Below are 14,366 nucleotides of genomic sequence, written 5' to 3' on the forward strand. Positions count from 1 at the left end.
CGGCGCTCCTGCATTCGGGTCATCGGGAGATCAGGGTCAGGCGCTCGGCGATGCGCCGCTGCGCGGCACGCTCCCCGGGGCCGAGCGGCACCAGCCCGGTGATGGAGAGGTAGCCGCCGGGGCCGGAGGCTGCTTCGCTGGTCGCCTCGTTCAGGAATTCACGGATACCGCGCACCACGCCGACGCCTTCCTGAAGCCGCGTGTGCTGCCGCTTGGCGTAGAGATAGACAGTGCGCGTCGCGACATAGTCCTGCGCGTAGATCGAGGCCTGGGTCGGCAGGACGCCATCGAGCGACAGCGCCACCAGATTTCCGCCGCTGGCGAGAAGCTGGTCGAAGGAGATCACGCCGATGGTGCCGGGCGGGGCGGCGAGCAGCGCGGCCGGCACTTCCAGCCCGCCCATGCGCTGCACCCGGCCATCCTCGCGCACCGTGACGCATTTGCCGCGGCGATAGGCGGCCTCGAACAGCAGCCGGATCGCCTTCACGTCGCGGCAGCCACCCTCCAGCACCATATCCTCGAACAGCCCGTTCGTGCCGGTGCCAAGATTCGGTGCCAGCACACGGATCTCGCTGCGCGGCAGGCTCGGCGCGACATCGGACCACAGGGCGCGCCGGTTCGGCACGAACTCCTCATCGTCGATCCGCTCCGCCGCCAGCGCTTCCCACACCTGGCGCGAGGTCAGGCTCGGCGTCGCCTCACCACGCCGCACCGCCAGCAGCACGGCGCTGAGGCCCAGCCGCAGCTCGATCACATCGCGCACGCCATTGCCCTGGCAGGTCTCCAGCATGGTGCGCGGCATGCGCCGCACCATGATCGCGATGTCCGGCGTCTGCGGCCCGATACCGGCGCAGAACAGCTCCATCGCCGCGGTGCTGGGCAGGGCACGCCGGGTCGGCTCCAGCACACCCTCGAAGCGCTCGGTGAAGCTGGCTCCCAGCATGCGGGCGACGGTGCCGGCGGAGGTGGAGCTGATGACGACCAGGCGGTCGCGCATCGTGCCCTGCGCAGCGGCAGGCGCCACAACGCCGGCAGCCAGCGCCAAGCCGATCAGAAGGCTGCGGAAACGGCCCATGTTGGACTCCGGACGATGAAGGGACGGGAAGGAAATCAGGGCCGCCGGGCTGCGGTGGCGAGGCTGGGTGGCGGTGTGGGCGGCCCGAGCGCGCGCAGAAGCGTCTCCTGCACCGCCTGTTCCACCGCCATGCGCGCCCGCGCCTGGGCCAGCCAGCCGGCGACCAAGGGCTGCAGGGCAGGGTCCAGCGCGCCCGCATCGGCCACCGCCGAGGCGAGATTGCCGCGCCGCAAATGTTCCCCGATGCCGGCAATGGCCGCGGCCTGCGCGCCGGGTTCGGGCGGCGCCACAAGGCCAAAGCCCGCCAGCCAGCCACGCATCGTGCCGCCGGCCTGTTCCAGCATCGAGGTGCCGCTGGGCGCGCGCGCCAGAAGCTGCGGCGCCAGGATCGCAAAACGGTCGCGCAACTCCGCCTCGCTGGGCAGGCCACGCGCGGCATGGCTGGCCAGCACCTCCGCCAGCGGGCGCGGCAGCGCGCCCGGCGGGGCGAGCGCCACCATCGCCTGATACTCCCGCAGCCAGGGGCGCTGAGTCGCCACGCTGGATTGCAGCACCAGAGCCGCCATCATGAAGCGATCGGCCATCGGGCCATGTTCGGACAAGGTGGCGACACGCTGCGCGCTCGCCTCCGCCAGCTGCGCGGCGCTTTCGGCGCGACCCACCTGCACCGCCATCTGCGCCGAGGTCTGGCGCAACAGCGTGTCCAGCGCCGCGGCGCGGTCCTCCACCGCCAGCACCACCGCCGGCACGGTGGAACCGGCGGAGCTTGGCGTGCCTGGCCAGAAGAACAGCAGCGCCGCCGTGGCGCCCGCTGCCCCCAGCACGAAACCCGCCAGCGGCAGGGCTGCCTGCCGCCGCCGCGCGGCCAAAGGCCGTGCCATCAGATAGGGCGCGGGCTCGTCCCGCAGATTCAGTTCGATCGCCACGGTCTGTGTCGCCCCTGAACGTCAGCAGCGCATCGGCTGACGACCAGAGAATGACCGGGAGTGGTTGTAAAACCGTGAAGGTCGCGCCGCTTCATGTTGCAGCGCGACGAAAGTCTACCCGACCGAGGCCGCGTCGAAGCCATCCGGCACGCGGCCGCTCGGCTTCGCCAGGTCATAGGCACCGCGTGCGAGGAACCGCCCATCACCCGGCTGCGCCAGAACTTCGCCGTCCCGCACCGCCACCTTGCCACCGGCAATGGTGACTTTGGGGAAACCCTTCACGGCGAAGCCTTCCCACGGTGTGTAGTCGATGGCGTGGTGCAGATCGGCGTTGCGTATGGTCCGCTCCGCATCCGGGTCCCAGACCACCAGATCAGCATCCGCCCCCGGCATCAGGCTGCCCTTGCGGCCACCCAGTCCAAACAGCTTCGCCGCATTGGCGGAACTCAGCCGGACGAAATGCGGCAGGTCGATGCGGCCCTTCGACACACCCTCGCTGAACAGCACCGGCAACCGGGTCTCGATGCCCGGCACGCCATTCGGAATGGCATTGAAGGCCGGCGTGCCATCCGCGCGCAGATTGGCACTGCCCATGCCATAGCCGCCACTGCCCGGCGCCCGCTTCGCCGTGGTGAAGGAAAAGCCGCAATGGTCGGAGGAGACGACATCCAGCGTGCCATCCAGGATGCGCCGCCAGACCTTTTCGTTCTCGCCCTTCGCCCGCAAAGCCGGGGAGCAGACCGCCTTGGCGCCCGCGAAATCCGGCCCCTGCAAGTCGTCATGCGACAGGGTCAGGTATTGCGGGCAGGTCTCGCCCCAGACCTTCACGCCACGTGCCCGTGCCCGGGCGATCTCCTCCGCCGCTTCCTCACAGCTCACGTGGAAAATCTGCACCGGCTGGTCCACCAGCTCCGCCAGCGCGATCGCGCGATGCGTCGCCTCCCGCTCCACCACCGGCGGGCGCGACCAGGCATGCTGCAAGGGGTCCGTCAGCCCGGCCTTCAGCAGCGCATCAATGCGCCAGCCAATCGCCTCGTAGTTCTCCGCATGGATGGTGACAAAGGCCTGGTGCCGCCGCGCCACCGCGAGCACCTGGATCAGCTGCGCATCGTCCAGCCGCAACGGATCATAGGTGAGAAACACCTTCAGGCTGCGCACACCCCGCGCGATCAAGGCCGGAATCTCCCGCTCCAGCACCTCCGGCGTCGGATCGGTGATGATCTGATGGAAGGAATAGTCACAGCGCGACTTTTCGGCGCGCGCCTCATAGCCCGGGGCGCTGGCCGCCAGGGAATGCCCCTTCCACTGCGGCAGAAAACAGATGAACGAGGTCGTCCCACCCGCCAGCGCCGCCGCCGAACCCCTGGCGAAACTCTCCTCATGCACCGACCCGTCCTGGCCCAACTCCTCCAGATGACAATGCGGGTCCAACCCCCCCGGCGTGACAATCATGCCCCGCGCGGACACCTCCTCCCGCCCCGCCGACAAACCGCGGCCCAACGCCACAATCCGCCCGCCGAGAATGCCAATATCCCCCTCAAACACCTCCGCCGCCGTGGCCACCACACCACCCCGCACGACCAGATCAAACGCCCGCTCCACCATCACCCCAACCCCTCTCACCAAACCGCCACCGTGCGCATCCACCCAGCCCTTGTCCACCGGAGGACGCGGGCCGGATGACGATGTCCTGAGGGAATGGCTTTGGGGAAGGGCAGCGCGGGTTGTTCGCGGGGAGGACGCTGTCCTCCCCACACCCTCCCGCCAAGGGGCAGTGGCCCCTTGGAACCCTTTGATTCATGAACGGAAAAGGAGAGGGGCCAACGGGCGCGGCGAACAAGCGGTCGCTCAGGCCCCTCTCCTTTTCCGTTCAAGGTCCTGAGGTCCAGGAGGCCTCTGCCTCCTGGCGGGAGGGTGCAGGGAGGGCAGAGCCCTCCTTGCAATCACCCAGCGCCACCTCCCCCAAGCCAAGACCCTTCAGACATCGCCCTCGGCCGCGCCTTCGGCGAAGGGGGCGAGGCGGCTGCGGATGAGGGTGGCGATGGCGTGGATGGCGGCGCGGCGGGGGAAGGTGGTGCGGGCGATCAGGCGGATGTGGCGGCCGGTGTTGCCGTGCAGGGGGCGGAGGGCGATGCCGGTGTCGCGGGCGATGCCGGCGGCGAGGCCGGGGATCAGGGTGGTGCCGTAGCCCGCGGCGACCATGTTCATCAGGGTGGAAAGGGAGGCGGCGCGGAGGGCGCCGGCGCGCAGGCCGATATGGCCGCAGGCGGCCAGGGCTTGTTCGCGCAGGCAGTGGCCGTCGGCCAGTACCAGGATGTCGGGGGCGAGGTCGGCTTCGTGGATGCGGTCCTGGCTGGCCAGGGGGTGGTCGGGGGGCAGGGCGGCGAGGAAGGGTTCGTGGAACAGGTCCCGGGCTTCGAGGTCGGGGCTGTCGATGTCGGTGGCGAGCAGGGCGGCGTCCAGGTCGTGGCTGCGCAGGCGGTCGATCAGGACGGTGGTGACGTCTTCCCAGGGTTCGACGACCAGGTCGGGCAGGGCGTCGCGCAGAGGGCCGAAGACCAGGGGCAGCAGGTAGGGTGCGAGGGTGGGGATGACGCCGAGGCGGAGTCGGCCGCGCAGCGGGTCGCGGGAGGCCTGGGCGAGGGCCAGCATGGCGTCGGCGGCGTCGATGGCGGTGCGGGCATGGGCCAGCAGGGCTTCGCCGGCGGCGGTGGGGGCCACGGATTTGTTGGTGCGCTCGAACAGCACCACGCCCAGTTCTTCCTCCAGCTTGCGGAGTTGGGTGGAGAGGGTGGGCTGGCTGATGTGGCACAGCTCGGCGGCGCGGCCGAAGTGGCGTTGTTCCGCCACGGCCAGCGCATAGCGCAGGTCGCGCAGGTTCATCGGGTGCGGACCTCCCTGGTTTGGCCTTGGTCATTGTCTTTACCAGGGGAGGAGGCGGTTGTGTCATGCATGGCATCAATCGTTGCGGTTGATCGTTCCGATTTCCAGGGGGAGGTGTGAAGGGTTTAGCCTCCCCGGGCCATCAACCAACCAGGGAGAGGTTCCATGACCCAGCGCATGACGACATCGGCGGGCGCGCCGATCGCCGACAATCAGAACAGCCTGACGGCCGGCCCGCGCGGCCCGGTGCTGCTGCAGGACTGGCAGTTGCTCGAGAAGCTGGCGCATCAGAACCGCGAACGGATTCCGGAGCGGGTGGTGCATGCCAAGGGGTGGGGCGCGCATGGCACGCTGACCATCACCGGCGATATCAGCAAGTACACCCGCGTGAAGGCCTTGCAGCCTGGCAAGAAGACCGAGCTGCTGCTGCGCTTTTCCACCGTGGCCGGGGAGTTGGGCGCGGCGGATGCCGAGCGGGATGTGCGCGGCTTCGCCATCAAGTTCTACACCGAGGACGGCAACTGGGACCTCGTCGGCAACAACACGCCGGTGTTCTTCGTGCGCGATCCGTTGAAGTTCCCGGACTTCATCCGCACCCAGAAGCGCCATCCCAAGACGCATCTGCGCAGCCCGACCGCCATGTGGGATTTCTGGTCGCTGAGCCCGGAAAGCCTGCACCAGGTGACGATCCTGATGTCGGATCGTGGCTGCCCGACGGCGCCGATGTTCATGAATGGCTATGGCAGCCATACCTATGGCTTCTGGAACGACGCCGGTGAGCGCTTCTGGGTGAAGTTCCACTTCAAGACGATGCAGGGCCACCGGCACTACACCAATTCGGAAAGCGCCGCGGTGATCGGCCAGACCCGGGAAAGCTACCAGGAGGCGCTGTTCGGCACGATCGAGCGCGGCGAGTTCCCGCGCTGGAAGGTGCAGGTGCAGATCATGCCGGAGGCGGATGCGGAGAAAACGCCCTACAACCCCTTCGACCTGACGAAGGTCTGGCCGCACAAGGACTATCCGCCGATCGACATCGGCGTGATGGAGCTGAACCGCAACGCCGACAACTACTTCGCGGAGATCGAGCAGGCGGCGTTCAGCCCCTCCAACCTGGTGCCCGGCATCGGCGCCAGCCCCGACAAGATGCTCCAGGCGCGCATCTTCAGCTATGCCGACGCACATCGGCACCGCATCGGCACGCATTATGAGGCCCTGCCGGTGAATGCGCCGAAGGTGCCGGTGGCGCATTACCACAAGGACGGCGCCATGCGGTTCTTCCAGAACGACACCGGCAATCCGGACGCCTATTACGAGCCGAACAGCTTTGGCGGGCCGACGCAGGATCCGTCCGTGGCGGAGCCGCCGCTGCGGATTTCGGGCGATGCGGCGCGCTGGAACCATCGCGACGGCAATGACGATTTCGGCCAGCCCCGGGCGCTGTTCGGGCTGTTCGACGCGGCGCAGCGGCAGCGGCTGTTCAACAATATCGCCGATGCCATGGGTGGCGTGCCGGACTTCATCGTGGAACGGCAATGCGTGCTGTTCGACCAGGTGCATCCGGAATACGGCGCCGGGGTGCGGGCCGCGGTGGCCAGCCGCAGGCAGATGGCTCAGGCGGCGGAATAGCTGCCGGGCCGATCGAACGATCGGCCCACGTGCCCTCGACGCCCGGACATGCTCCAGCAGGTCCGGGCGTTTCGCGCGTTTCCGTCTCGCTTTGTGACGTCGCGTGGCCGGAAAATGCCCTATTCCGGCACGTGCACCAGCAGGTCGCCCGGCTGGCAGTCCAGTTCCCGGCAGAGCTTCTCCAGCGTCTCGAAGCGGATGCCTTTGACGCGGCCGGTCTTGAGCAGGGAGAGGTTGACCTCGGAGATGCCGATGCGCGCCGCCAGTTCGCGGGAGCGCATCTTGCGGCGGGCGAGCATGATGTCGAGCTGGACGATAATGGGCATCAGATGATCGTGGCATTCTCTTCGATGGCGCGCGTGGCTTCGCGCAGCACCGCGGCGAAGCTGAGGAAGACCAGGCCGATGGCCAGGCCCACGGCGCTGCCCAGCAGCGGGGCCGGGGCCAGCAATCCGCTGGGGCCGAGGGCGGCGAGGCGGGCCGCCGGCAACAGCAGCGCCGCCAGCAGCAGCCAGCCGGCGAAACGTCGCAGCGCCTCGGCCGCTCCCAGGGTGAACAATTCCATGCTGTGCAGCCTGGTGGCGAAGCGGTGCAGCTGCGCGAAGGCGAGCGCGGTGGCGAGGTAGGGCAGCGCCAGGGCCAGCGACGCCGGCAAGCGCGACGGCAGCGGCAACGAGGCGACGTGCCGAAATGCCATGTTGGTCGGCACGGCGCCGGGCGCGGCGAGGCCGACCAGCGGGATCAGCAGCAGCAGGGCGACCACCGCGAGGGTGGCGAGGCGCAGGGTCAGGCCGAGCCGGTCGAGCGTCATGTCGTGCCACGGCGGCGTTGACCGCGCGCCGATCCTTATCGTAAAACATAAAAACATTGATGCAAATCGTAGCGGTTATCGTCCGCAACGACAAGGAGAGGCCATGACCCGCCTGCTGCGCAATGCCTTCTTGATCGCCCCCCTATGTCTTCTGCCGGCCGCCGGAAGGGCGGAGGTTTGGACCGGCCCCTATCTCGGCCTGCATCTCGGCTATGCCGGGGGCGGCGACGACATCACGGAGATCAACGGGCCGCGCGCCTGGCAGGCGGAGACGCGCGGCGCGCTCGGTGGCGTGCAGGCCGGCTATAACTGGCAGCGCAACCGCCTGGTGCTGGGGCTGGAACTGGAACTTGGTCATCTGGGCCAGTCCGGCGATGTCGGAAGCGCCAATGCGACGGGGGCGGTGCGCAGCGAAGCCTCGCTCGGCCTGCATGGCGCGGCGACCGGCCGGCTCGGCTGGCTGGCCACCCCGCAGACGCTGCTGTTCCTGCGGGCCGGTGCCGGTTTGGCGCAATTCGAGGCGAGCACGACGGAGAGCTGTTCCGGCGCATGCACCTCCTCCCGCGCCAGCGCCAGCGGCACCACGCTGGGCCTGGTGCTGGGGCTGGGCGTGGAGCATGCGGTGGCGCCGGATTGGCGGGTGCGGGCGGATTATGCCTGGCACGCCTATCGGAAGGAGTTGGTGCTGCCGCCGGCCAGCGGGCCGGGCTGGGACCACCGGCTTGATCTGCATGCGCTGCGGATCGGCCTGAACCGGCGTTTCTGACCTGGCTTCGCGGGCCGCCAGCCGGCCCCCTCTTGCGCCGCGACCCCCATTGCTCCTACCTCCGCCCCGATATTGGCGGCGCGTGACGAGGGCCTGTACGGGGTCCGCCGGGGTCCGGCGCCCGGCGCTTGAGGGCATGACAGATGAACTGGATTTCCGACTGGGCGCTGCCGAAGGTCAAAGCCCTGTTCGGGCAGCCGCGGGAGGTGCCGGACAATCTCTGGCACAAATGCCCGTCCTGCGAGCAGATGATCTTCCACCGCGACCTGGAGCGGAACCTGCATGTCTGCACCCATTGCGGGCATCACATGCGGCTGTCCGCCGCCGCGCGGGTGAAGGCGACGCTGGATGAGGGCTGGTCGCGCATCGAGCTGCCGAAGGCCCCGGCCGACCCGCTGCGCTTCCGCGACCAGCGCAAATACGCCGACCGGCTGAAGGAAGCCCAGCAGAAATCCGGCATGGATGACGCGGTGCTGGTGGCGCAGGGCCAGATCCTGGGGCGCAAGGCGGTGCTCGGCGTCTTCGAATTCGGCTTCATGGCCGGGTCCATGGGCGCCGGGGTGGGGGAGGCGCTGGTCACGGCGGCCAAGCTCGCCGTGTTGCAGGACGCGCCGCTGATCGTCTTCACCGCCTCGGGCGGCGCCCGCATGCAGGAAGGCGCCATCAGCCTGATGCAGATGCCGCGCACCGTGATCGCGACGCGCATGGTGAAGGAGGCCGGGCTGCCCTTCATCGTCGTGCTCTGCGACCCGACCACGGGCGGCGTGACCGCCAGCTTCGCCATGCTGGGTGACATCCAGATCGCCGAGCCGAATGCGCTGATCGGCTTCGCCGGCGCCCGCGTCATTGAGCAGACGGTGCGGGAGAAGCTGCCCGAAGGCTTCCAGCGGGCCGAATACCTGCTGGAACATGGCATATTGGACATGGTGGTGAAGCGGCATGACATGCGCGCCACCCTGGCCCAGGTGATTTCCCTGCTGCGCGAACCGACCCTGCCGGGCGAGCCGACGCCGGAGCCGCTGCCAGCCCTGCCCGCGCCGGAGCCCGCCGAGTCGATGCCCGAGGCCGTGAAGCCGGCGTGACCGAGCTACCCGCCTCGCGCAGCGAGGAGATCATCAACCGGCTGCACAGCCTGCATCCGAAGCTGATCGACCTCAGCCTGGACCGGCTGCAGCGCTGCCTGGCGGCGCTGGACCATCCGGAGCGGCGGCTGCCGCCAGTGGTTCATGTGGCCGGCACCAATGGCAAGGGCAGCACCTGCGCCTTCCTGCGCGCCATCGCGGAAGCCGCCGGGCTGCGCGTGCATGTCTTTACCAGCCCGCATCTGGTCTCCTTCCACGAACGCATCCGGCTGGCCGGCGAGCTGGTGACGGAACCGGCGCTGATCGCGGCGCTGGAGCATGTGGAACAGGCCAATGCCGGCCTGCCGATCACGGTGTTCGAGGTGACGACGGCCGTCGCCCTGCATCTTTTCGCCAGCGTCCCGGCCGACCTCCTGGTGCTGGAGGTTGGCCTCGGCGGGCGCTTCGACGCGACCAATGTGGTGGACCGCCCGGCGGCCGCCGCGATCGCCAGCATCTCCCTCGACCACATGGACTTCTTCGGCGAGGACATTTCCCGAATTGCCTGGGAGAAGGCCGGCATCATCAAGCCCGGCGTGCCCTGCGCCACTGGCGCCCAGCCGCCCGCCGCCCTGGCGGTGATCGAGGCGGAGGCCGCGGCCCAGGGCGCGCCCCTGTCGGCCCGCGGCAAGGCCTGGGACGTCACGCGCCATGCCGATGGCACGCTGACCTTCCGCGACCAGGCCGGCACCCTCGACCTGCCGCGGCCGGGCCTGATCGGCCCGCATCAGGCGGACAATGCCGGGATCGCCATCGCCGCCCTGCGCGGCTGGAACCCCCCCTGGCTGACCGAGGCCGCGATCCGCGAAGGCGTGGCCAAAGCGCAGTGGCCGGCGCGGATGCAGCGCCTGACCGGGCGGCTGGCGGCGCTGCTGCCACCGGATTGGGAGCTGTGGCTGGATGGCGGCCATAATGCCGGCGCCGGCGTGGTGCTCGGCCAGCATATCCGCGAGAGTTTTGGCGACCGGCCGCTGCATGTGCTGGTCGGCATGAAGGCCGGCAAGCAGGTCCCGGAATTCCTCGCCCCGATCATCCCGGTGGCCAGCAGCCTCTGGGCCGTCGCCGAGCCCGGCCAGCATCTGGCGATGAGCGTGGAGGGCGTGGTCGCCGCCAGCGGTGGCACGGCACATCCGGGCGGCACCGTGGCCCAGGCGCTGGCCGCCTTGCCCCGTGCTGGCGGCCCGGCCCGGGTGCTGATCTGCGGCAGCCTCTATCTTGCCGGGGAAGTGCTGAAGCTCGAGATGTGATGGCGCCGGCGCCAGATCGGTTCACACTTCGCAACCTTCGCGTGTAGTCTTCCCCCGCCATCGGCCCGCAGAGGCCATTCAGGTCAGGCCGATAGGGAGGCGGATGGAGCACACCACCACGAGCTGGACGCTGCGCAGTGCGCCGCCGCCCGGCATCCTCTGGCCGGCCGCGCTCCAGCATATCGGCCTCGGCTCCGTCACCCTGGTCTTTCCGCTGATCGTCGCCGATGCGGCGGGCGCCGATCCGGCCATGCTCTCCTCCTATCTGTCGCTGGCCATGCTGGCGCTGGGCCTTGGCACGCTGTTGCAGGCCTGGGGGCGACATGGCGTCGGCTCCGGCTTCCTGCTGCCCTCCGTCTTCACCGCCATCTACCTGCCGCCGACGCTGATCGCCGCGCAGCTGGGCGGGCTTGGAGCCGTCGCGGCAATGACGCTGATGGCAGGGGTGACGCAGGTGCTGCTGTCCTTCGCCGTGAAGCGGCTGCGGCCCTGGTTGCCGACGGAGCTGGTCGGGCTGGTGGTGCTGATGATTGGCGTCGCCCTCGGCCTGCTGGCGCTGCGGCTGATGCTGGGCTTCGGGCCGGGGCAGGATCGCGGCACGGATGACCTGCCGGCCACTGCGGTCGCGCTGCTGGTCATCATCGGGGCCACCATCTGGGGCGGGCCGCGCTGGCGCCCGGTGGCGGTGCTGGCCGGGCTGGTGCTGGGCTTCGCCACCCATGTCGGAACGGTGCTCGCCACCGGCGGCGTGCTGCTGCCGGTGGCGGTGGCCTGGCAATTGCCGAGCTGGCCGGTGGCGATGCCGGCGCTGGAATGGACGCTGCTGCCCGGCTTCGCCATGGGCGCGCTGGCCTGTCTGGTGCGGGTCTGCGGCGATGTGGTGGCCTGTCAGAGGGCGACCGACCCGCACTGGCGGCGGCCGGATTACGGGCAGATGCGGGCCGGCGCCCTGGCCGATGGGCTCGGCACCTGCCTGGCCGGCCTGCTCGGCGTTCCGGGGGTGAACAGCTACACGGCCAGTGTCGGCCTCGCCATCGCCACCGGGGTCACGGCGCGGCGGGTCGGGCTGGCGGTGGGTGCGCTATGGATCGGCCTTGCCCTGGTGCCGGGGGCGGCGGCGGTGGTTCTGGCCGTGCCGCGCGGGGTGCTGGGGGCGGCGCTGTTCTTCGCGGCGGCCTTCATCGCGGTGACCGGCATGGGCATCGTCACCCAGCGGCTGATGGATGCGCGCCGCACCCTGGTGGTCGGCGCGGCGCTGGTGATCGGCCTGTCCTACGACGCCGCGCCGCAGATTTTTGCCAGTTTGCCGCCGGCGGCGCGGCTGCTGGTCTCCTCCTCCCTGGTCCTCGCCATGGTCGTCGCGCTGGGGCTGGTCGCGGCCTTCCGGATCGGCGCCGCGCAGCAGCGCCGGCTGGTCTGGCGGCCGGAAGATGGGGCGGTGGTGCTCCAGGACTTCGCCCACCAGTCCGGCGCCGCCTGGGGCGCGCGGGCGGAGGTGGTGGCGCGACTGGAAGCGGCGCTGGAGGAGGTGGCCCAGGCCCTGCCCGGCCTGCTCGCCCCTCGCGCGGCGGTCGAGCTGACGGCGCGCTTCGACGAATTCAACCTGGACGCCACGCTGCGCTGGGCGGGGGAGGCGCTGCTGCCCGCCGATGGGAAGGCCCCGCGGCTGGAGGATGCCGAGGACGCGGCGCTGGCCGCCCGCCTCGCCGCGCTGATGCTGCGCCGCGCCGCCGACCGCACGACCGAGGCGGTGCTGCCGGATGGGCGGCAGGAGCTACGGCTGCATTACGACCACTGACGTTTGTCAGGCCGCCGGCAGTTCCATGGTCACGATCGCGATCGGGTTGTCGCCCTGGGAAAACACCCCGGTGCCGATGCGCCGAAAGCCGCAGCGCTGATAAAAACCCTCGGCATTCAATGTCGCATCCAGCCGGACCGGCCCGGCATGGCCGCGCCGTGCGCCAGCGATACCAATCTCCAGCAGCCGCCGGCCCAGCCCACCGCCCGCGGCATCCGGGTGCAGGAACAGGCGTGTGACCTCCCCCGGCACGGCATCGACGAAGCCCAGGATCACGCCGTGCCGCTCAGCGACGACCGTGCCGCCCTGGGCGATCATGGCCTCATAGGTCGCCGGCGTGCGCGCGCCCATCCAGCCGGCGATCTGGGCAGCCGAATAATGCCCGGCCGCCAGGCCGCTGACCGAGAGGAAGGTCAGGTCGAAAAGGATCTGGCCCTCACCCGCCTCGGCGGGCCGGAAGACCAGCTCCGGCAGGGTCACTCCGGCGCCAGCCGCAGGATGCGGCCGCGCGCCTCATCGGTCAGCACCAGCAGCGCGCCATCCTGCGCCACCAACACGTCCCGCATGCGGACGCGCAGGTCGAACAGCAGGCGCTCCTCCCCCGTCACCCGGTCGCCATCCGTGGTCAGGCGCACCAGGCCGGGCTGGTTCAGCGCAGTGATGAAAAGGCTGCGGCGCCATTCGGGGAAGGCGGTGGCGTCGTAGAAGGCGATGCCGGCGGGGCTGATGACCGGGGTCCAGACCCGCTGCGGGTCTTCCATGCCCGGGGCCGATTGCCGGTCACTGATCGGGGTGCCGGAGTAGTTCACCCCATGGGTGACCATCGGCCAGCCGTAATTCGCGCCGGGGCGCAGGATGTTTAGTTCATCCCCGCCGCGCGGCCCGTGCTCCACCAGCCACATCGTGCCGGTCCAGGGATTGGACGCCATGCCCTGCGGGTTGCGGTGGCCATAGGTGAAGACCTCCGCCCGCGCGCCGGCACGGTCGGCGAAGGGGTTGTCCCGCTGCGGCCGGCCTTCCCGGTCCACCCGCATCACCTTGCCCGCCAGGTCGTCCAGCCGCTGGGAGCGCATGCGGTCCACATTGCGGTCGCCGGTCGCGAGGTACAGTCGCCCGTCGGCGCCGAAGGCGATGCGGCAGCCGTAATGCTGGCGGCCGGAGGATTGCGCCGGGGTCGCATCCAGGATCGGCGTCACCGCCTCCAGCCCCGCCTCGCCCAGCCGGGCGCGGACCAGCCGGGTCAGGGCCCCGCCCTGCACCACCATGGCCTGGCAGAGGAAAATCTCGCGGCTGGTTTCGAAATCCGGGCCGAGCGCCACGTCCAGAAGCCCGCCCTGGCCGGCGGCCTCAACCTCCGGCACGCCGGAGAGGGGGGCGGAGACAGCGCCGTCGCGGCCGACGATCCGCAGCCGGCCCGGCCGCTCCGTCACCAGCAGCCGCCCATCCGGCAGCAGCGCGGCGCCCCAGGGTCTTTCGAGCCCGGTGGCGAAGGTGGTCAGGCGGAAGCTGGCGCGTTCCGATCGCACCACCTCCCCCTCCTGCGCCTTGGCGGCCAGGGGGCTGAAAAGGGGGAGCAGGGCGGCGAGGGTGAGGAGGGGTCGGATCATGACACCGATGTAAGGCATCGAGCTGGTCCTGCGACCCAAGAATACGTCATCGCGCAGGCTGAGCCGGACCGGCCTAGGGCGTCAGGTGCCGGATCGGCAAGCCCACCGCCTCCGCCACCAGGGTCCGATGGCACTGCGCCGGGTCGGCTTCCAGACACAGCAGGCAGACCCGCTCCCCCCGCGCCTGGGCGGTGAGCGCGGCCAGCGCCGCCTGCCCCTCCAGCCCCGCCAGTTTTGCCCCGAAGATGCGGCGCATCTCGGCCGGGCGGCCCGCGCGCACCGCCGCGCGGCCCTCGGCCGGCGTGCCCAACGCGGGCACGTGCTGATAGGCGATGCCCGCCTCCGCCAGCGCCGCGCCCAGCGCCCGCTTGGCGAAGCCGGGCTTGCGGCTATTGGCCAGCGCCCGGACATCGACCAGCGTGGTGACGCCTTCGGCCCGCAGCGCGGCGATCAGCCGCGCCGGCGTCGCCTCCTCATAGCCGATGGTGAAGACCGGCCCCGCCATC

Annotated in this window: 14 protein-coding genes; 5 read left to right on the forward strand and 9 right to left on the reverse strand. The window is 70.2% G+C overall.

Annotation, left to right across the window (positions count from 1 at the left end):
- Positions 1-19 precede the first annotated feature (19 nt).
- The 4 genes from ACVFYP_RS24620 to ACVFYP_RS24635 form a co-directional block, all read right to left on the reverse strand.
- Positions 20-1,075 carry a PstS family phosphate ABC transporter substrate-binding protein gene (locus ACVFYP_RS24620; RefSeq protein ID WP_499202876.1) on the reverse strand — a complete coding sequence of 352 codons (1,056 nt, stop codon included), beginning with the start codon at positions 1,073-1,075 and terminating at the stop codon, positions 20-22.
- A 35-nt stretch (positions 1,076-1,110) separates the two neighbouring features.
- Positions 1,111-2,001, reverse strand: a complete 891-nt coding sequence (locus ACVFYP_RS24625; RefSeq protein WP_499202877.1) for a hypothetical protein — start codon at positions 1,999-2,001, stop codon at positions 1,111-1,113.
- A gap of 114 nt (positions 2,002-2,115) precedes the next feature.
- On the reverse strand, positions 2,116-3,606 hold the full coding sequence (hydA, locus tag ACVFYP_RS24630) for a dihydropyrimidinase (protein WP_499202878.1): 1,491 nt from the start codon (positions 3,604-3,606) through the stop codon (positions 2,116-2,118).
- Positions 3,607-3,978: 372 nt separating this feature from the next.
- Positions 3,979-4,884 carry a LysR substrate-binding domain-containing protein gene (locus ACVFYP_RS24635; RefSeq protein ID WP_499202879.1) on the reverse strand — a complete coding sequence of 302 codons (906 nt, stop codon included), beginning with the start codon at positions 4,882-4,884 and terminating at the stop codon, positions 3,979-3,981.
- A 165-nt stretch (positions 4,885-5,049) separates the two neighbouring features.
- Here ACVFYP_RS24635 and ACVFYP_RS24640 point away from each other — a divergent pair, with 165 nt between their 5' ends.
- Positions 5,050-6,510 (forward strand): catalase, encoded by a 1,461-nt coding sequence (locus ACVFYP_RS24640; RefSeq protein WP_499202880.1) that lies wholly within the window; start codon positions 5,050-5,052, stop codon positions 6,508-6,510.
- A gap of 119 nt (positions 6,511-6,629) precedes the next feature.
- On the opposite strand, the gene ACVFYP_RS24645 is transcribed toward ACVFYP_RS24640, so the two are convergent.
- Both ACVFYP_RS24645 and ACVFYP_RS24650 read right to left on the reverse strand, forming a co-directional pair.
- Positions 6,630-6,836, reverse strand: coding sequence for a helix-turn-helix domain-containing protein (locus ACVFYP_RS24645; protein ID WP_499202881.1), 207 nt, complete (start codon positions 6,834-6,836; stop codon positions 6,630-6,632).
- Positions 6,836-7,321 carry a DUF2975 domain-containing protein gene (locus tag ACVFYP_RS24650; protein WP_499202882.1) on the reverse strand — a complete coding sequence of 162 codons (486 nt, stop codon included), beginning with the start codon at positions 7,319-7,321 and terminating at the stop codon, positions 6,836-6,838. The genes ACVFYP_RS24645 and ACVFYP_RS24650 overlap by 1 nt, the downstream gene beginning before the upstream one ends.
- 103 nt (positions 7,322-7,424) lie before the next feature.
- Here ACVFYP_RS24650 and ACVFYP_RS24655 point away from each other — a divergent pair, with 103 nt between their 5' ends.
- From ACVFYP_RS24655 to ACVFYP_RS24670, 4 genes are all read left to right on the forward strand, one after another.
- Positions 7,425-8,087 carry an outer membrane protein gene (locus tag ACVFYP_RS24655; protein WP_499202883.1) on the forward strand — a complete coding sequence of 221 codons (663 nt, stop codon included), beginning with the start codon at positions 7,425-7,427 and terminating at the stop codon, positions 8,085-8,087.
- A 143-nt stretch (positions 8,088-8,230) separates the two neighbouring features.
- On the forward strand, positions 8,231-9,169 hold the full coding sequence (gene accD / locus ACVFYP_RS24660; RefSeq protein ID WP_499202884.1) for an acetyl-CoA carboxylase, carboxyltransferase subunit beta: 939 nt from the start codon (positions 8,231-8,233) through the stop codon (positions 9,167-9,169).
- A complete protein-coding gene (locus ACVFYP_RS24665) occupies positions 9,166-10,455 on the forward strand; it encodes a bifunctional folylpolyglutamate synthase/dihydrofolate synthase (protein ID WP_499202885.1) in 1,290 nt (429 codons plus the stop codon). Before accD ends, ACVFYP_RS24665 begins: the two co-directional genes overlap by 4 nt.
- Before the next feature lie 103 nt (positions 10,456-10,558).
- A complete protein-coding gene (locus ACVFYP_RS24670) occupies positions 10,559-12,253 on the forward strand; it encodes a solute carrier family 23 protein (RefSeq protein ID WP_499202886.1) in 1,695 nt (564 codons plus the stop codon).
- A gap of 6 nt (positions 12,254-12,259) precedes the next feature.
- On the opposite strand, the gene ACVFYP_RS24675 is transcribed toward ACVFYP_RS24670, so the two are convergent.
- Genes ACVFYP_RS24675 through ACVFYP_RS24685 form a run of 3 tightly spaced genes read right to left on the reverse strand, consistent with a single transcriptional unit; the run spans position 12,260 to position 14,365 of the window.
- Positions 12,260-12,733, reverse strand: a complete 474-nt coding sequence (locus tag ACVFYP_RS24675) for a GNAT family N-acetyltransferase (protein WP_499202887.1) — start codon at positions 12,731-12,733, stop codon at positions 12,260-12,262.
- Positions 12,730-13,878: a PQQ-dependent sugar dehydrogenase gene (locus ACVFYP_RS24680; RefSeq protein WP_499202888.1), complete on the reverse strand. Its 1,149-nt coding sequence runs from the start codon at positions 13,876-13,878 to the stop codon at positions 12,730-12,732. Before ACVFYP_RS24680 ends, ACVFYP_RS24675 begins: the two co-directional genes overlap by 4 nt.
- Before the next feature lie 55 nt (positions 13,879-13,933).
- A complete protein-coding gene (locus ACVFYP_RS24685) occupies positions 13,934-14,365 on the reverse strand; it encodes a DUF488 domain-containing protein (protein WP_499202889.1) in 432 nt (143 codons plus the stop codon).
- Position 14,366 lies beyond the last annotated feature (1 nt).

It is taken from the genome of Roseomonas sp. F4 (assembly GCF_053891155.1).

Bases quoted from the DNA above. Each gene is read 5' to 3' on its own strand.
- ACVFYP_RS24655 (WP_499202883.1), top strand. From the start codon at position 7,425: ATGACCCGCCTGCTGCGCAATGCCTTCTTGATCGCCCCCCTATGTCTT.
- accD (WP_499202884.1), top strand. From the start codon at position 8,231: ATGAACTGGATTTCCGACTGGGCGCTGCCGAAGGTCAAAGCCCTGTTC.
- ACVFYP_RS24670 (WP_499202886.1), top strand. From the start codon at position 10,559: ATGGAGCACACCACCACGAGCTGGACGCTGCGCAGTGCGCCGCCGCCC.
- ACVFYP_RS24645 (WP_499202881.1), bottom strand. From the start codon at position 6,836: ATGCCCATTATCGTCCAGCTCGACATCATGCTCGCCCGCCGCAAGATG.
- ACVFYP_RS24635 (WP_499202879.1), bottom strand. From the start codon at position 4,884: ATGAACCTGCGCGACCTGCGCTATGCGCTGGCCGTGGCGGAACAACGC.
- ACVFYP_RS24650 (WP_499202882.1), bottom strand. From the start codon at position 7,321: ATGACGCTCGACCGGCTCGGCCTGACCCTGCGCCTCGCCACCCTCGCG.
- ACVFYP_RS24685 (WP_499202889.1), bottom strand. From the start codon at position 14,365: ATGGCGGGGCCGGTCTTCACCATCGGCTATGAGGAGGCGACGCCGGCG.
- ACVFYP_RS24620 (WP_499202876.1), bottom strand. From the start codon at position 1,075: ATGGGCCGTTTCCGCAGCCTTCTGATCGGCTTGGCGCTGGCTGCCGGC.
- hydA (WP_499202878.1), bottom strand. From the start codon at position 3,606: ATGGTGGAGCGGGCGTTTGATCTGGTCGTGCGGGGTGGTGTGGTGGCC.
- ACVFYP_RS24640 (WP_499202880.1), top strand. From the start codon at position 5,050: ATGACCCAGCGCATGACGACATCGGCGGGCGCGCCGATCGCCGACAAT.
- ACVFYP_RS24680 (WP_499202888.1), bottom strand. From the start codon at position 13,878: ATGCCTTACATCGGTGTCATGATCCGACCCCTCCTCACCCTCGCCGCC.